General features: G+C 41.9%; 16 protein-coding genes. 12 read left to right on the top strand and 4 right to left on the bottom strand.

The features are described 5' to 3' along the window. From rsmG to glmS, 12 genes are all read left to right on the top strand, one after another. The gene (rsmG, locus tag PSE69_RS10790) at positions 1-624 is read left to right on the top strand and encodes a 16S rRNA (guanine(527)-N(7))-methyltransferase RsmG (RefSeq protein WP_121874771.1); all 624 of its coding nucleotides are present in this window, start codon (positions 1-3) and stop codon (positions 622-624) included. 601 nt (positions 625-1,225) lie between these two features. Further along, entirely contained in the window at positions 1,226-1,603 is a 378-nt protein-coding gene (gene atpI / locus PSE69_RS10785; RefSeq protein WP_004923974.1) for a F0F1 ATP synthase subunit I, read from the top strand. A gap of 33 nt (positions 1,604-1,636) precedes the next feature. Next, the gene (atpB, locus tag PSE69_RS10780; protein ID WP_004923976.1) at positions 1,637-2,455 is read left to right on the top strand and encodes a F0F1 ATP synthase subunit A; all 819 of its coding nucleotides are present in this window, start codon (positions 1,637-1,639) and stop codon (positions 2,453-2,455) included. 46 nt (positions 2,456-2,501) lie between these two features. Then, a complete protein-coding gene (gene atpE / locus PSE69_RS10775; protein ID WP_004923979.1) occupies positions 2,502-2,723 on the top strand; it encodes a F0F1 ATP synthase subunit C in 222 nt (73 codons plus the stop codon). Positions 2,724-2,780: 57 nt separating this feature from the next. Continuing rightward, a complete protein-coding gene (gene atpF, locus PSE69_RS10770) occupies positions 2,781-3,251 on the top strand; it encodes a F0F1 ATP synthase subunit B (protein ID WP_004923980.1) in 471 nt (156 codons plus the stop codon). Positions 3,252-3,263: 12 nt separating this feature from the next. Beyond that, positions 3,264-3,797 (top strand): F0F1 ATP synthase subunit delta, encoded by a 534-nt coding sequence (gene atpH / locus PSE69_RS10765; RefSeq protein ID WP_004923982.1) that lies wholly within the window; start codon positions 3,264-3,266, stop codon positions 3,795-3,797. A 14-nt stretch (positions 3,798-3,811) separates the two neighbouring features. Beyond that, positions 3,812-5,353 (top strand): F0F1 ATP synthase subunit alpha, encoded by a 1,542-nt coding sequence (atpA, locus tag PSE69_RS10760; RefSeq protein WP_004923988.1) that lies wholly within the window; start codon positions 3,812-3,814, stop codon positions 5,351-5,353. A gap of 54 nt (positions 5,354-5,407) precedes the next feature. Then, positions 5,408-6,271 (top strand): F0F1 ATP synthase subunit gamma, encoded by an 864-nt coding sequence (gene atpG / locus PSE69_RS10755; RefSeq protein WP_004923989.1) that lies wholly within the window; start codon positions 5,408-5,410, stop codon positions 6,269-6,271. 34 nt (positions 6,272-6,305) lie between these two features. Then, positions 6,306-7,688 carry a F0F1 ATP synthase subunit beta gene (gene atpD / locus PSE69_RS10750; protein ID WP_004923990.1) on the top strand — a complete coding sequence of 461 codons (1,383 nt, stop codon included), beginning with the start codon at positions 6,306-6,308 and terminating at the stop codon, positions 7,686-7,688. A 21-nt stretch (positions 7,689-7,709) separates the two neighbouring features. After that, on the top strand, positions 7,710-8,135 hold the full coding sequence (locus PSE69_RS10745) for a F0F1 ATP synthase subunit epsilon (protein WP_004923991.1): 426 nt from the start codon (positions 7,710-7,712) through the stop codon (positions 8,133-8,135). Positions 8,136-8,261: 126 nt separating this feature from the next. Beyond that, positions 8,262-9,632: a bifunctional UDP-N-acetylglucosamine diphosphorylase/glucosamine-1-phosphate N-acetyltransferase GlmU gene (glmU, locus tag PSE69_RS10740; RefSeq protein ID WP_121874770.1), complete on the top strand. Its 1,371-nt coding sequence runs from the start codon at positions 8,262-8,264 to the stop codon at positions 9,630-9,632. A 168-nt stretch (positions 9,633-9,800) separates the two neighbouring features. Next, positions 9,801-11,633: a glutamine--fructose-6-phosphate transaminase (isomerizing) gene (gene glmS / locus PSE69_RS10735; RefSeq protein ID WP_004923999.1), complete on the top strand. Its 1,833-nt coding sequence runs from the start codon at positions 9,801-9,803 to the stop codon at positions 11,631-11,633. A 72-nt stretch (positions 11,634-11,705) separates the two neighbouring features. On the opposite strand, the gene PSE69_RS10730 is transcribed toward glmS, so the two are convergent. Genes PSE69_RS10730 through PSE69_RS10715 form a run of 4 tightly spaced genes read right to left on the bottom strand, consistent with a single transcriptional unit; the run spans position 11,706 to position 15,638 of the window. After that, complete coding sequence (locus tag PSE69_RS10730; protein WP_121874769.1) at positions 11,706-12,110, bottom strand: ParB N-terminal domain-containing protein; 405 nt, start codon at positions 12,108-12,110, stop codon at positions 11,706-11,708. Positions 12,111-12,134: 24 nt separating this feature from the next. After that, positions 12,135-13,280 carry an ABC transporter substrate-binding protein gene (locus tag PSE69_RS10725; protein WP_121874768.1) on the bottom strand — a complete coding sequence of 382 codons (1,146 nt, stop codon included), beginning with the start codon at positions 13,278-13,280 and terminating at the stop codon, positions 12,135-12,137. After that, positions 13,264-14,472: an MFS transporter gene (locus PSE69_RS10720; protein ID WP_121874767.1), complete on the bottom strand. Its 1,209-nt coding sequence runs from the start codon at positions 14,470-14,472 to the stop codon at positions 13,264-13,266. Before PSE69_RS10720 ends, PSE69_RS10725 begins: the two co-directional genes overlap by 17 nt. After that, the gene (locus PSE69_RS10715) at positions 14,469-15,638 is read right to left on the bottom strand and encodes an NAD/NADP octopine/nopaline dehydrogenase family protein (protein ID WP_121874766.1); all 1,170 of its coding nucleotides are present in this window, start codon (positions 15,636-15,638) and stop codon (positions 14,469-14,471) included. Before PSE69_RS10715 ends, PSE69_RS10720 begins: the two co-directional genes overlap by 4 nt. Position 15,639 lies beyond the last annotated feature (1 nt).

The following is a 15,639-nucleotide window of genomic DNA, read 5'->3' as shown; positions in this document are numbered from 1 at the left end:
ATGAGTTTATTAGCACAACTAACGCGCTTATCGGCTCTCGCGAACATTGAATTAACTGATCAACAAAAGCAGCAGCTAGTGGGATATGTCGAACTACTGGCGAAATGGAATAAGGCTTATAACCTGACCTCTGTTCGTGACCCTCAACAAATGTTAATCCGTCATATTATGGATAGCATAGTGGTGAACGGTCAGCTTAAGGGCACATCATTTATTGATGTTGGAACGGGGCCGGGGTTGCCTGGAGTACCGTTAGCGATTGTTCGACCTGATTCGCATTTTGTTTTGCTTGATAGTTTAGGGAAGCGAATTCGCTTCCTCAAACAAGTCCAACATGAGCTAGGGTTAAATAATATTGAGCCGATTCAATCACGTGTTGAAGAGTATCAGCCTGAATCAGGGTTTGATGGCGTAATTAGCCGCGCATTTGCTTCCTTAAGTGATATGTTGAGCTGGTGCCATCATCTGCCAAATGCTTCTGGGAAGTTCTATGCATTGAAGGGAGCGGTGCGTGAAGAGGAACTGACTGACTTACCTGATAATTTTTCAATTGATACCATCGTTGAATTGAAAGTGCCTGAACTTGATGAACAACGTCATTTAGTGATTTTATCTTTAAAATAAAGTTGCTTTTCATCAATAAATTTTTATCTTTTAGAGCTTTAGCAGTAGCATTTACAATGTTACTGCTATTTTTATTTTTACCTTATTCTCTCAATTCGGGTTTTACGTGATATTTACACGGTAATAACGAATAACTAGCAAAAATGAACATTAGAGATTAAAAAATATCTCTAAATGGATATTTTAGATAAATCCAGTTTGTGTCTTAGTTAATTAATAATGAAATATTTGATTTATTATGGCTTTTTTTTGTTTAAAAAATATCGCTTTTAATTATTTGATTTATGGCTCAAATCTTTTTTTTCTTAGTGAGAACGCGGGAGTCCGCTAATAATCTGAACAGTAAATATTGTGATACTCATCACAGAAAAATGTTTTTAGTTGTCGAGTCATTAACTATTTATTAATTATTATTGCCACATTTCTGCGCTATCTCGAAAAAATTAAATATTTATTCACCTTTTCGCTACTTACTGATTGAATTCATTTCGCCTGCCCGTATAATTTGCTCGTTTTTGTCTCTTGACACATTTAAGCAAAGACAGTTTTATACAACACTTAGCGTTTCTGAGGCTGAGAATAGCTGGGAGTACAAAAAGTTATGTCTGTATCCCTTTACGACAACAAATATGCTGTAAAGCAGTTGTCTTTTCAGTTAATAACTTTTGTGATCCTCAGTGGGGCTTTCTGTGCAAATAGTATAGAATGGGGGGCCTCTGCTCTTGCGGGTGGTTTAGCATGCTGGTTACCAAATATCGTATTTATGCTGCTAGTCCACTTTCAGAAAGCAAAAGAAGAGGATGAACCTGTCCGCATTGCCTGGTTCTTTGCATTAGGAGCAGGGCTAAAGGTTGTTACAACTATTATCGTACTAGTTGTTGCTTTTGGTGTGTTTAAAGCGTCATTAACACCACTGGGTTTGGCCTATTTAGCTGTGCTAATTGTTCAGATTGTTGCACCAGCCGTTTTTAAACGGTAAGTAATTTTAAACTACAAAAGGGTAAGAGGCATCATGTCTGCATCAGGAGAAGTGATGACTACAAATGAGTACATAGGTCACCATCTGAAAAACCTTCAGTTGGATCTACGTACCTTTGAGTTGGTCGATCCCCACGCTAGTCCAACATTTTGGACGTTGAACATTGACTCGCTTTTTTTCTCGATAGTTCTCGGGGCTCTGTTCCTGTGGCTATTTAGAAAAGTTGCAGTTAAAGCGACTAGTGGCGTACCCGGTAAGTTACAGACTGCAATAGAACTGATCATTGGTTTTGTTAATAATACCGTTCGTGATATGTATCACGGCAAGAGCAAAGTTATTGCTCCTTTGGCATTAACTGTGTTCGTCTGGGTATTTTTGATGAACCTTCTGGATTTACTCCCTATCGACTTTATTCCATACATTGGTGAGCACTATTTAGGTTTACCTGCTCTGCGTATTGTTCCAACAGCAGATGTCAGTATCACTATGTCTATGGCGATTGGCGTGTTTATCCTAATCCTCTTCTACAGCATTAAGATGAAAGGAATTGGTGGATTTACTAAAGAGTTAACTCTTCAGCCATTTAATCATCCAGTTTTTATTCCTATCAACTTAATTCTTGAAGGGGTAAGCCTGCTATCAAAACCTATATCACTCGGTCTGCGACTGTTTGGTAATATGTATGCGGGTGAATTGATCTTTATTCTTATCGCGGCTCTGCTTCCGTGGTGGTCACAGTGGTTGTTAAGCCTACCTTGGGCTATCTTCCACATACTGATTATTACGTTACAAGCCTTTATTTTTATGGTTCTAACGATTGTCTATCTGTCGATGGCATCTGAAGAGCATTAATTTAACTATCAATTATTGATTAAACTGAAACAAACTGGAGACTATCATGGAACTTGGTATCTTGGCTGCCGCTGTAATGATGGGATTAGCGGCAATCGGTGCTGCTATCGGTATCGGCATCCTAGGTGGTAAATTTTTAGAAGGAGCTGCTCGTCAGCCAGATTTAATCCCTCTGCTGCGTACTCAGTTCTTTATCGTAATGGGTCTAGTCGACGCTATTCCGATGATTGCAGTTGGTCTGGGCCTATATGTGATGTTTGCTAGTTAGCCCTAAACCGCTAACTATTTTGAATATCAAGTGATAATTGAATAAGAGGTATTGTCTGTGAATCTAAATGCAACAATCCTCGGCCAGGCTATCGCGTTTGTCCTGTTTGTTTGGTTCTGTATGAAGTATGTATGGCCACCGATTATGGCGGCCATTGAAAAACGTCAAAAAGAAATTGCTGACGGTTTATCTTCCGCAGAACGTGCTAAAAAGAACCTGGAACTGGCGCAAACCGACGCAACCGACCGACTGAAAAAAGCGAAAGCTGAAGCTCAGGTCATCATCGAACAAGCGAATAAACAACGCAATCAGATGATTGAAGAAGCAAAAGCAGAAGCTGAAGCAGAACGTACAAAAATCGTCGCACAAGCCCAAGCAGAAATTGATGCTGAGCGTAAACGTGCACGTGAAGAGCTACGTAAACAGGTTGCGATGCTTGCTGTCGCAGGTGCCGAGAAGATCATCGAACGTTCCGTGGATGAAGCTGCTAACAGCGACATCGTTGATAAACTAGTCGCTGAACTGTAAGGAGGGAGGGGCATGTCTGAAATCGCTACTGTAGCTCGCCCCTACGCCAAAGCAGCTTTTGACTTTGCTGTGGAAAATCAATCTGTTGAAAAATGGCAAAATATGCTGGCCTTCACCTCTGAGGTGACGCGCAATGAACAGGTTGGTGAGCTACTTTCTGGGTCTATTGCCCCTGATAGGTTAGCAAAAACGTTTATCTCTGTTTGTGGAGATGAAATTGACGAGCATGTTCAAAATCTGATTCGTATTATGGCTGAAAACGGGCGTTTGAGTACGCTACCAGAAGTGTTAGCTCAATTTATCCAATTGCGCGATACCCTGGAATCAACGATTGAAGTTGATGTTATCTCTGCTAACGAATTGAATGAACAGCAGTTAGCCAAAATTTCTGCAGCGATGGAAAAACGTCTGTCACGCAAAGTTAAGCTGAATTGCAAAATTGATAAGTCTGTTATTGCCGGAGTGATTATTCGTGCTGGAGACCTCGTTATTGACGGGAGTGTCCGCGGTCGCTTAGAGCGTTTAACTGACGTCTTGCAGTCTTAAGGGGACTGGAGCATATGCAACTGAATTCCACCGAAATCAGCGAACTGATCAAACAGCGTATTGCTCAGTTCGATGTTGTGAGTGAAGCTCACAATGAAGGTACGATTGTATCCGTTAGTGACGGTATCATTCGTATTCACGGTTTAGCCGAAGTCATGCAGGGTGAAATGATCGCTCTGCCTGGTAACCGTTACGCAATCGCATTGAACTTGGAGCGCGACTCCGTTGGTGCGGTTGTTATGGGTCCTTATGCTGACTTAGCTGAGGGCATGAAAGTTAAATGTACTGGTCGTATTCTTGAAGTTCCAGTGGGCCGTGGCCTGCTAGGACGTGTTGTGAATACACTGGGTGAACCTATTGATGGTAAAGGTCCTGTTGAGCACGATGGCTTCTCACCAGTAGAAGTGATTGCTCCAGGTGTTATCGACCGTCAATCTGTTGATCAACCTGTACAAACTGGTTATAAATCAGTCGATGCGATGATTCCAATCGGTCGTGGTCAGCGTGAGCTTATCATCGGTGACCGTCAAACAGGTAAAACTGCTTTGGCAATCGATGCAATCATCAACCAACGTGATTCTGGCATCAAATGTGTTTACGTTGCTATCGGTCAGAAAGCATCAACGATTTCTAACGTTGTTCGTAAACTGGAAGAACACGGCGCATTAGCTAACACCATCGTTGTTGTTGCAACTGCATCTGAATCAGCTGCACTGCAATACTTAGCACCATACTCTGGTTGTGCGATGGGTGAGTATTTCCGTGACCGTGGTGAAGATGCACTGATCGTTTACGATGACCTGTCTAAGCAGGCTGTCGCGTATCGTCAGATTTCACTATTGCTACGTCGTCCACCTGGACGTGAAGCTTACCCTGGTGACGTTTTCTATCTGCATTCACGTTTGCTGGAGCGTGCTGCTCGCGTTAACGCTGAATACGTTGAAAACTTCACAAAAGGTGAAGTTAAAGGTAAAACAGGTTCATTGACAGCATTGCCTATCATTGAAACTCAGGCTGGTGACGTTTCTGCATTCGTTCCGACTAACGTAATTTCGATTACAGATGGTCAGATCTTCCTAGAATCTAACCTGTTTAACTCTGGTATTCGTCCAGCGGTTAACCCAGGTATTTCTGTATCGCGTGTTGGTGGTGCTGCTCAGACGAAAATCATCAAGAAACTCTCTGGTGGTATCCGTACAGCACTTGCTCAGTATCGTGAACTGGCAGCATTCTCTCAGTTTGCTTCAGACCTTGATGATGCAACGCGTAAGCAGTTGAATCATGGTCAGAAAGTAACTGAACTGCTGAAACAGAAACAATATGCACCGATGTCAGTTGCAGAGCAGGCACTGTCTCTGTTTGCTGCAGAACGTGGATATCTGGAAGATGTTGAGTTAGCGAAAATTGGTGCGTTTGAAGCTGCATTAGTTTCTTATGCATTGCGCGAGCATGCTGACCTTATGAATGAAATCGGCCAGGCGGGTAACTATAACGATGATATCGAAGGCAAGTTGAAAAAACTGCTCGAATCATTTAAAGCAACTCAGTCCTGGTAATACTATTCGGCCCGTAAATTTAAATGGGCCGTCTGGTTAAAAGGAGAAGCAGAAATGGCCGGCGCAAAAGAGATACGTTCCAAGATCGCCAGCGTGCAAAACACGCAGAAGATCACTAAAGCGATGGAAATGGTCGCTGCGTCCAAAATGCGTAAATCGCAGGAACGCATGGCGGCCAGCCGTCCTTATGCAGAGACTATGCGCAGTGTGATTGGTCACCTTGCGTTAGGGAATCTGGAATATAAACATCCATACCTTGAAGAGCGTGAAGTTAAGCGTGTTGGGTATCTGGTTGTTTCTACAGACCGTGGTTTGTGCGGTGGCTTGAACATTAACCTGTTCAAAAAGCTGTTGTCAGACATGAAGACGTGGTCTGAAAAAGGCGTTCAAGTTGACTTGGCTTTGATCGGTTCTAAAGCAGTATCATTCTTTGGCTCTGTTGGTGGCAATGTTGTCACACAGGTGACAGGAATGGGGGATAACCCAACGCTTTCAGACTTGATTGGCCCAGTTAACACTATGCTACAAGCCTATGATGAAGGGCGTTTGGATAAACTGTATGTGGTGACCAATAAGTTCATCAATACAATGTCTCAGGAGCCAACTATTCTTCAACTTCTGCCATTACCTGAAAGTAATGACGAGTCATTGAAGAAAAAATCTTGGGATTATTTATATGAACCCGATCCTAAGGCGTTGCTGGATACCCTGCTGCGTCGTTATATCGAGTCGCAGGTTTATCAGGGCGTCGTTGAAAACCTGGCTAGTGAGCAGGCCGCACGAATGGTAGCAATGAAAGCTGCTACCGATAATGGTGGAAACCTGATCAAAGAGTTGCAGTTGGTTTACAACAAAGCTCGTCAGGCCAGCATTACTCAGGAGCTTACCGAAATTGTTTCGGGTGCTGCCGCGGTTTAACAGCTAGGTTTACGAATTACGTAGAGGATTCAAGATGGCTACTGGAAAGATTATCCAGGTAATCGGCGCCGTTGTGGACGTCGAGTTCCCTCAAGATGCAGTACCAAAAGTGTACGATGCGCTTGAGGTTGTTAACGGTAAAGAAAAACTGGTGCTGGAAGTTCAGCAACAGTTAGGCGGTGGTGTTGTCCGTTGTATCGCAATGGGTACATCAGATGGCCTAAGCCGTGGTTTAGAAGTTAAAAATTTAGAACACCCAATTGAAGTACCAGTAGGTAAAGCAACACTCGGACGTATCATGAACGTTCTGGGTGACCCTATTGATATGAAAGGTGATATCGGCGAAGAAGAGCGTTGGTCTATTCACCGCGCTGCACCAAGCTACGAAGAGCTATCGAGCTCAACTGAACTGCTAGAGACAGGTATCAAAGTCATGGACTTGATCTGTCCATTCGCGAAAGGTGGTAAAGTTGGTCTGTTCGGTGGTGCGGGTGTTGGTAAAACGGTAAACATGATGGAACTTATCCGTAACATCGCGATTGAGCACTCAGGTTACTCAGTATTCGCAGGTGTTGGTGAGCGTACCCGTGAAGGTAACGACTTCTATCATGAAATGACAGATTCAAACGTTCTTGACAAAGTATCACTGGTTTATGGTCAGATGAATGAGCCACCAGGGAACCGTCTACGCGTAGCATTGACTGGTTTGACTATGGCTGAGAAATTCCGTGACGAAGGCCGTGATGTTCTGTTGTTCGTGGATAACATCTATCGTTATACACTGGCAGGTACAGAAGTATCGGCTCTGTTAGGTCGTATGCCATCAGCAGTAGGTTATCAGCCAACATTGGCAGAAGAGATGGGTGTTCTTCAAGAACGTATCACTTCTACTAAGACAGGTTCTATCACCTCTGTACAGGCTGTTTACGTACCTGCGGATGACTTGACTGACCCATCACCAGCAACAACCTTTGCTCACTTGGACGCAACAGTGGTTCTGAGCCGTCAAATCGCTTCTCTGGGTATTTACCCTGCGGTTGACCCTCTGGATTCAACTAGCCGTCAGCTTGACCCACTCATCGTTGGTCAAGAGCACTATGATGTTGCACGTGGCGTTCAGTCTATCCTTCAGCGTTACCAAGAACTGAAAGATATCATTGCAATTCTGGGTATGGATGAATTGTCTGAAGAAGACAAACTGGTTGTTGCTCGTGCTCGTAAGATCCAGCGCTTCCTGTCTCAACCATTCTTCGTTGCAGAAGTCTTTACTGGTTCACCAGGTAAGTTCGTTTCCCTGAAAGACACTATCCGTGGCTTCAAAGGCATTCTGAACGGCGATTACGACCACCTGCCAGAACAAGCGTTCTACATGGTTGGTACCATTGAAGAAGCTGTGGAAAAAGCTAAGAAGCTTTAATCTGGCTGACGGGAGGTTGATATGGTAGCTGCAATGACATACCACCTGACAGTTGTCAGCGCTGAAAAACAGATGTTTGAAGGGCTGGTACAAAAAATTCAGGTGACAGGTAGTGAAGGTGAACTGGGAATTTATCCACAGCACACCCCACTGCTGACTGCCATAAAACCGGGCATGGTACGTATTACTAAGCAATTTGGTGAAGAAGAGCTAATTTACCTCTCTGGCGGTATTTTAGAAGTGCAACCAAATGGCGTTATCGTACTGGCTGATACAGCTATCCGTGGTAAAGATTTAGATGAAGCGCGTGCGCTGGAATCTAAACGCAGAGCGGAAGAACATGTCCGTAAAGCTCACGGTGATGTTGATTATGCTCAGGCATCGGCAGAACTTGCGAAAGCAATAGCGAAACTTCGAGTTATCGAGTTAACTAAAAAGCTGATGTAATGAAGGCAGTATAAAGAAAAGCCAGTCGGTTAATACCTGACTGGCTTTTTTATTTGTGCGAAATATGTAGTAATTTATGTAGGAAATAGGTTTACTTTTATCCCAAAGTTGGAGTTTCAGGAAATTATGACTGTGCAAAGAAAAAGTGTCGTCATTCTTGCTGCTGGAAAGGGCACTCGAATGTATTCAGAACTGCCTAAAGTCCTGCATTTATTAGCAGGTAAACCAATGGTTCAGCATGTTATTGATACAGCTAAATCTGTTGGGGCATCAGACATTCACCTTGTTTATGGACATGGTGGCGATTTACTGAAAGAAAAATTGGGTGAACAAAACCTCAATTGGGTATTACAAGCAGAGCAACTCGGTACAGGGCACGCAATGCAACAAGCTGCCCCACACTTTCAAGATGATGAAGATATCATCATGCTTTATGGTGATGTGCCATTAATTGCGAAAGATACGCTGCAACGCTTAATTAAAGCTAAGCCTGAAGGTGGTATCGGTTTATTAACGGTAATTTTAGATAACCCAACTGGTTATGGCCGTATCATCCGTGAAAACGGTGAAGTTGTCGGTATCATTGAACAAAAAGACGCAACTGAAGAGCAACGTAAGATTCAAGAAATCAATACTGGGATCATGGTTGCAAGTGGTAAAGACTTTAAACGTTGGTTATCCCAACTGGATAATAATAATGCTCAGGGTGAATACTATATCACTGACGTTATTGCATTAGCTCATAAAGAGGGGAACAAGATTGAAACTGTTCACCCTAGCCGTTTGAGTGAAATGGAAGGGGTGAATAACCGCTTACAACTTGCCGCTCTTGAACGTATTTATCAAAGAGAACAAGCAGAAAAGCTCCTGCTTGCAGGGGTAATGCTAATTGACCCTGAACGTTTTGATATTCGCGGTACATTGACACATGGGCGCGATATTATCATTGATACGAATGTGATTATTGAAGGTAATGTGACGTTAGGTAATAACGTACATATTCAATCAGGCTGTATTCTTAAAAATTGTGTTATTGGTGATAACTCGGTTATCAGCCCCTATTCTGTGATAGAAAACTCTGAATTATCTGCGGAATGTACAGTCGGTCCTTTTGCTCGTTTACGTCCTGGTGCTAAATTGGCAGCCAAAGCCCATGTAGGTAACTTTGTTGAAATGAAGAATGCCTCATTAGGTGTTGGTTCTAAGGCTGGCCATCTAACCTATTTGGGCGATGCTCAGATTGGTGAAAACGTCAATATTGGTGCAGGAACGATCACCTGTAATTATGACGGTGCGAATAAGTATAAAACTATCATTGGTGATGATGTGTTTGTTGGCTCCGACACCCAGTTAATTGCCCCTGTTTCTGTTGCAAATGGTGCAACCATTGGTGCTGGTACAACGGTAACTCGTGATGTTAATGAAGGTGAGTTAGTCGTGAGTCGTGTGAAACAAGTCCATATTAAAAACTGGCAGCGTCCAGTGAAGAAAAAATAAAATACATTTTTAGGAGAGGTGAATGTGCCTCTCCAATAGTAGCGTTAATAAGATAAAAATATAATAAACCCCATTTTCTACAAGGCTTGGGGAGCAGCAAAAGCTGTAACAACAATCAGGTAGCGACATCATAAGGGCTGGAGCCCTTTGTTTAGGAATAAATTTAATATGTGTGGAATTGTAGGTGCTGTTGCACAACGTGATATCGCAGAAATTTTGATAGAGGGGCTTCGCCGCCTTGAGTATCGTGGTTACGACTCTGCTGGTATGGCTGTCGTTGATCATGAAGGCCATCTTCAGCGTTTACGTGAAGTTGGTAAAGTACAAATGCTGGCGGAAGAAGCGGAGAAAAACCCTGTATCAGGTGGAACGGGGATCGCACATACCCGCTGGGCAACCCATGGTGTTCCGAGTGAACGTAATGCTCACCCACATACTTCTGGTTTTATTGCCGTTGTTCATAATGGGATCATTGAAAACTATTTAGAACTTAAAGAAGAGTTAAAGCAACTTGGCTATATCTTTAGTTCTGATACTGATACCGAAGTGATCGCACACCTTGTTCATCATGAACAACAAAAAGGTGGTGCTTTAGTTGAAGTGGTTCAGCGCGTTATCCCACAATTACGCGGTGCTTATGGCACGGTGATCATGGATAGTCGTACTCCTGAATTATTGGTGGCAGCCCGTTCGGGAAGCCCATTAGTGATTGGTTTAGGTGTGGGTGAAAACTTCCTCGCATCGGATCAACTTGCATTATTGCCTGTTACACGTCGTTTTATTTATCTTGAAGAAGGCGATATTGCGGAAGTCACTCGTCGCACTGTACGTATCTTTGATAAGCAAGGTCAGGCTGTTGAACGAGAGCAAATTGAATCTAATGTTCAATATGATGCAGGTGATAAAGGTGTTTATCGCCACTATATGCAAAAAGAGATCTATGAGCAGCCAATGGCGATTAAAAACACCCTTGAAGGGCGTTTTAGCAAAGACAATGGCATCGATCTGAGTGAGTTAGGCCCTAAAGCAAGTGAAATATTATCTCAAGTTGAGCATATTCAGATTGTAGCTTGTGGTACATCTTACAATGCGGGGATGGTTGCTCGTTACTGGTTTGAATCTTTGGCTGGCATTCCTTGTGATGTTGAGATTGCCTCTGAATACCGCTATCGCAAGCCCGCTCATCGTAAAGGCAGCCTGATGATCACGCTATCACAGTCAGGTGAAACGGCTGATACGCTAGCAGCATTACGTTTATCGAAAGAGCTAGGCTATTTGACGTCTCTTGCGGTATGTAACGTGGCTGGCTCTTCATTGGTACGTGAATCAGACTTTGCACTAATGACTAAAGCAGGTGCAGAGATTGGCGTTGCTTCAACCAAAGCGTTCACCACGCAATTAACCGTACTGTTGATGCTGGTCGCCTATATGGGACGTATAAAAGGCGCAAGTCCTGAATTAGAAGAGAGTATTGCTAATGCTCTGCATGCACTGCCTGCGCGCATTGAAAGCATGTTATCTCAAGATAAAGTGATTGAGGCGCTGGCGGAAGATTTCTCTGATAAAAATCATGCTCTATTCCTGGGTCGTGGCGAGCAGTACCCTATTGCGGTTGAAGGTGCATTAAAGCTCAAAGAGATCTCTTATATTCACGCAGAAGCGTATGCGGCGGGTGAATTGAAACATGGTCCATTGGCTTTGATTGATGCCGATATGCCTGTCATTATCATTGCACCTAACAACGAACTGTTAGAAAAATTGAAATCTAATATCGAAGAAGTACGCGCTCGTGGTGGCTTGCTTTATGTGTTTGCAGATCAAGATGCAGGCTTTGAAGCGAGTGAGAATATGAAAATTATTCCGTTGCCACATGTTGAAGAGTTGATTGCGCCGATTTTCTATACGGTTCCTCTACAACTGCTCTCTTACCATGTTGCGTTGATCAAAGGTACTGACGTTGACCAACCACGTAACTTGGCTAAATCAGTGACGGTTGAATAAATTAGAATTATTTAAAATTTAAATACATTAAATCCGATTATGCTTTTAACTGCATAATCGGATTTTTTATTTTTATCTTAACATGCTGAGATCAATACCAATTATTGGCAATGATGGTGAAAAGTAATGACACGTTGCTTTATAAGGAAGGAGTTTGTTTTGGTGTAAAATAACATCAAAAATTGTTTGTATATTATAAGGTTGATCTGAGTTTTGATGGTGTACTTTGACTCGTTCATCTTGGTAATTTAGTAAAATACAGGGGAGAAAAGTCAGATTTAACCGCTTAGCCACTTGATAGCGGTGGTTGCCATCCATAATAATGCCGGAGTTTATTTCGCAAGGAATAGGGGTTGTCCAAATACCCTCACCAATTATTTTTTTACTTAAATAGTCGACGTGGCATTGATCCGTTTCTTCTGATGAGCAAAGAAATTGTATTGGCTTCAGTTCAATATGATAGGTATTGATAGTCATACCCCTTCCTTCTTATCAAGATGGTTATTTATCACCTAAACTTACAAAGTAACCAGGTTCATAGCTGATCGGTAAAAATTTATCGTAAAGCGCCTTAAATGTTTCATCTGCATTTAAATCTGGAAATAATTCGGGATGGAACCAACGTGCTAATTGTTGGATTGCAATAAAATCGTATGGACTATTATAAAATTGATGCCAAATTGCATAAAATTGTTGGTTTTTGACGGCATTACTTCCGGTATAAGCAGGCTTTTTTAGGTATTTTTTTAGCTTCGCTTTTGCCGCTTCCATATTTTCATTTGGCCCTAAACCAATCCAATCACCATTAGGCATAAATGATGAAAAGTTTGCACTGGTAACAACGACTTTATCAGGATTTGCGGCAATAACTTGCTCCGGATCCATCATATAAAATGTGTTAGGCGCATTTTTTTCACCGATATTTTCACCTCCGGCGAGTGAAACAAAACGCCCAAAGTTACCATTGCCAAATGTCAGACAGCATTCATCGGTATATCCACCAATGCGCTCAATAAAAATACGTGGCTTTTTAGGATTTTGGTTACTTAATACATCACTCACTCGTTTTAATTGCTTATCTCTAAATTCAATAAACTTTTCTGCTATTTCTTCTTTACCCCATAAAGTGCCGAATAGGCGCATCGTTGGCGTCGTATTTTTTAATGGGTTATAGCGAAAATCAATATAGACAATAGGGATCCCTGCTTTCTCTAATGCTTTATCATACCCTTGTTCTTCTATTGCTGTTTTTGCCTCAATATTCATGATGATAGCATCGGGTTGTAGCGCTAATGCTTTTTCAATATTGAGTGAACGTTTTTCAGTGCCGCCAAATGTGGGAATACGGTTTAGTTGAGGAAAATAAGTACTGTATTGTCGCCATGTTGCAGGATCTGACGTTTGCATATCATTCCCCATCGCAACAATACGTTTTGCTGGATTATCTTTATCTAGCATGGCGACAAGGTAGAGCATACGCCCTTCACCTAAAATGACTTTTTTTATGGGGATATTTACGGTGACCTTTCTACCAAGTATATCTGTAACAACGGTCGGTTTTGCTGAGATTATTGTGGAAAATAATAACCCAAAAAGAATAAGTAAAAATTTAGCCATTTGCTGGTGTAGCCTATACTTTTTTTTCATATTGTTCCTTATTGATGATATGTTTTGTTAGTAAAATAATCGTGCTAAGGCATATTAGATAACCGACTGAAATATAATAAAAAAGCATATTGATTCCAGGGTAAATAATAAGAATACTGCCGAGAGAGATCCCCCCGATTGATGCAAATTGATTAATACTTTGCGATAAACCAAGTACATAACCTTGATGTTCTGCTGGCGATGCTGAGGAGATCAGTGCTGTTAAGATGGGAGTGGTCGCGCCTAGTAAAATTCCCCAAATAAAATAGAGTAAGGCAAACCAAATAATTGAAGCGTTTGCGAGACTGACGGCAATAGCCGCGCAGCCAAAGATAATCCATCTTAAGCGTGTCAAAGAGGCAACAATGGATTGGTGTTCAAACCATTTAGCCCATAATTGAGCCGATAGGATCACCCCCATCGCTTGTAATCCATAAATAAGCCCTATTACCCAATAGTCTGTTGAATAGGTTTTTTCGATATATAAGGAGAAACTGGGCAGGGTGATAAGCCGGATCATTAATAATAACCCTGTAAGCAACATCAATTGTTTAACGATAGTTTGAGGGGAACCGTTTTTTTTCGTTGTATGGGCTGTATTGGCGGGGGATAAAAGGGGGGAATGCTTATCTGATGGTAAAAATAGAAAAACAGCCACGGCACTTAACATACAAAGCCACCCAGCCATCATATTGATCCAAAAGAAATTGAGATAATCTAAAATTAACCCACCAGCCAGCGCCCCTAATAGAGAGCCTATATTGGTTGATACTTGTAGTAGGGCAAAGAGATGAGTCCGTTTTCTAGGGGCTGTTACTGCCACCCCGTAAGCTTGCGCTGGCGCTATATACCCCGCACATGCTCCTTGAATAAACCTTAATAGTAAAATTAACCAAGGGTCATTACAGAATGACAGTAAAATTTGGGTAATTGATAACCCAAGCAAGGCTCGGATTATCATTGCTTTATTCCCCATCCGGTCACCAACTTTCCCCCAAAAAGTACTGGTTAGCATGATGCCAATCATGGGGGCTACATAGACCATTGTTAGGGCGAAAGGGAGTAGTGAATCTGAGCTGTTATTTTGCAAATGAATTGGCCAAAATGGCCCACTCATTTCCATTGCACCCATTGATATTATTTGAATACCGAATAAGAACCCAATAATCAGATGGTTTTTAAGCAATTTCACCGTTTAGCCACCCTATATTGAGTGAGGTCTATCTTGGTAAATATAGGGTGATGAATTTCAGGTTTTAGCCCTAAATAATCCATACACCAAGTGTAGATCTCTTGCATATAGGGAATAGGGATATTGAGATGCTTCCCTAAATTAACGAGTAAGCACAAACCATAAATAATATCTTCCTGAAAAACGCGATGGTTTTTATTGAAGACCCAGCCACCGCCTTCAGCCTTTATAAGAGGTAATTGAATACCATGGTAGGCCTTGTTTGAACGAAGAATTGACCATAGTGTTTTGGCATCCTCGATTTGTTCGGTATAAGCTTCTCGTAATTCTTCAATTAAAGGTTTTACGGTATTAAGTGAGATTGCCAATTCTTTGGTTAAATATTGGCAAATCGCCAGTCGCTCCTCATCACAGCACTGTAAATAGTAAGCACCAAGTTCAGGGCAATCATTCCACCAGCACAGTGGAGATTCAAAATTGCGTTGATGCCATTGAGCGTAGGGGCCTATCAGCCCATAAATGACTGAGCTGTGCATAATAGGATTTGCGGGAGTGAGGGTTATTTCTAAGTAATTATCAAGAATGGTAATAGGAGCCGAGTATATTTCCGATAACCAACAATGGAGTTGGTTTTTATTTGTTTCATTTTCTCGATGATGAAACGCAATAAAGAGTTCAGATTTCTCACCACCGAAACAAACTTTTGTGCCAAGTTCTAAACCCCATGCAATATGAGGCACATCTTTCATGCCCCATATTACGACATTAGGTTTATCTTTAAAAAATTGTTCAGCAAGCCAATCAAAGCCATTTATACCGGGAATGGCGCCAATAAACACCGTGTGGGATGTCGATAAGTAGGGTGAGATAAAATTTAGCCAATTTGCTTGTTGGTGGGAAGGAACAGTAAGAATAATTATATCGGCATGAGGTATGACGATTTGCGGTAAATTAGTTATTAATTCAATTGAATAATCAATAACTTTTCCATCATGATAGTGAACTGATAATTTTTGGTTCTGCTGCTGGTGGCGTTCGACGGTTATAGGATTTTGGGTAAGTAATGATGCCTTAACATGAGCGAAATGGCTAAACAGAGCAACCGCTAAATGACCGGTTTGGCCTCCCCCACAGACAACAACCTTGAGCTGTTTGTTATCTATCATC

Source organism: Providencia sp. PROV122, from assembly GCF_028482365.1.
In the GTDB taxonomy this organism is placed as follows: domain Bacteria; phylum Pseudomonadota; class Gammaproteobacteria; order Enterobacterales; family Enterobacteriaceae; genus Providencia; species Providencia stuartii.
Note: the sequence above shows the minus strand (reverse complement) of the source record. Positions and strands in the feature narration are given on the sequence as shown.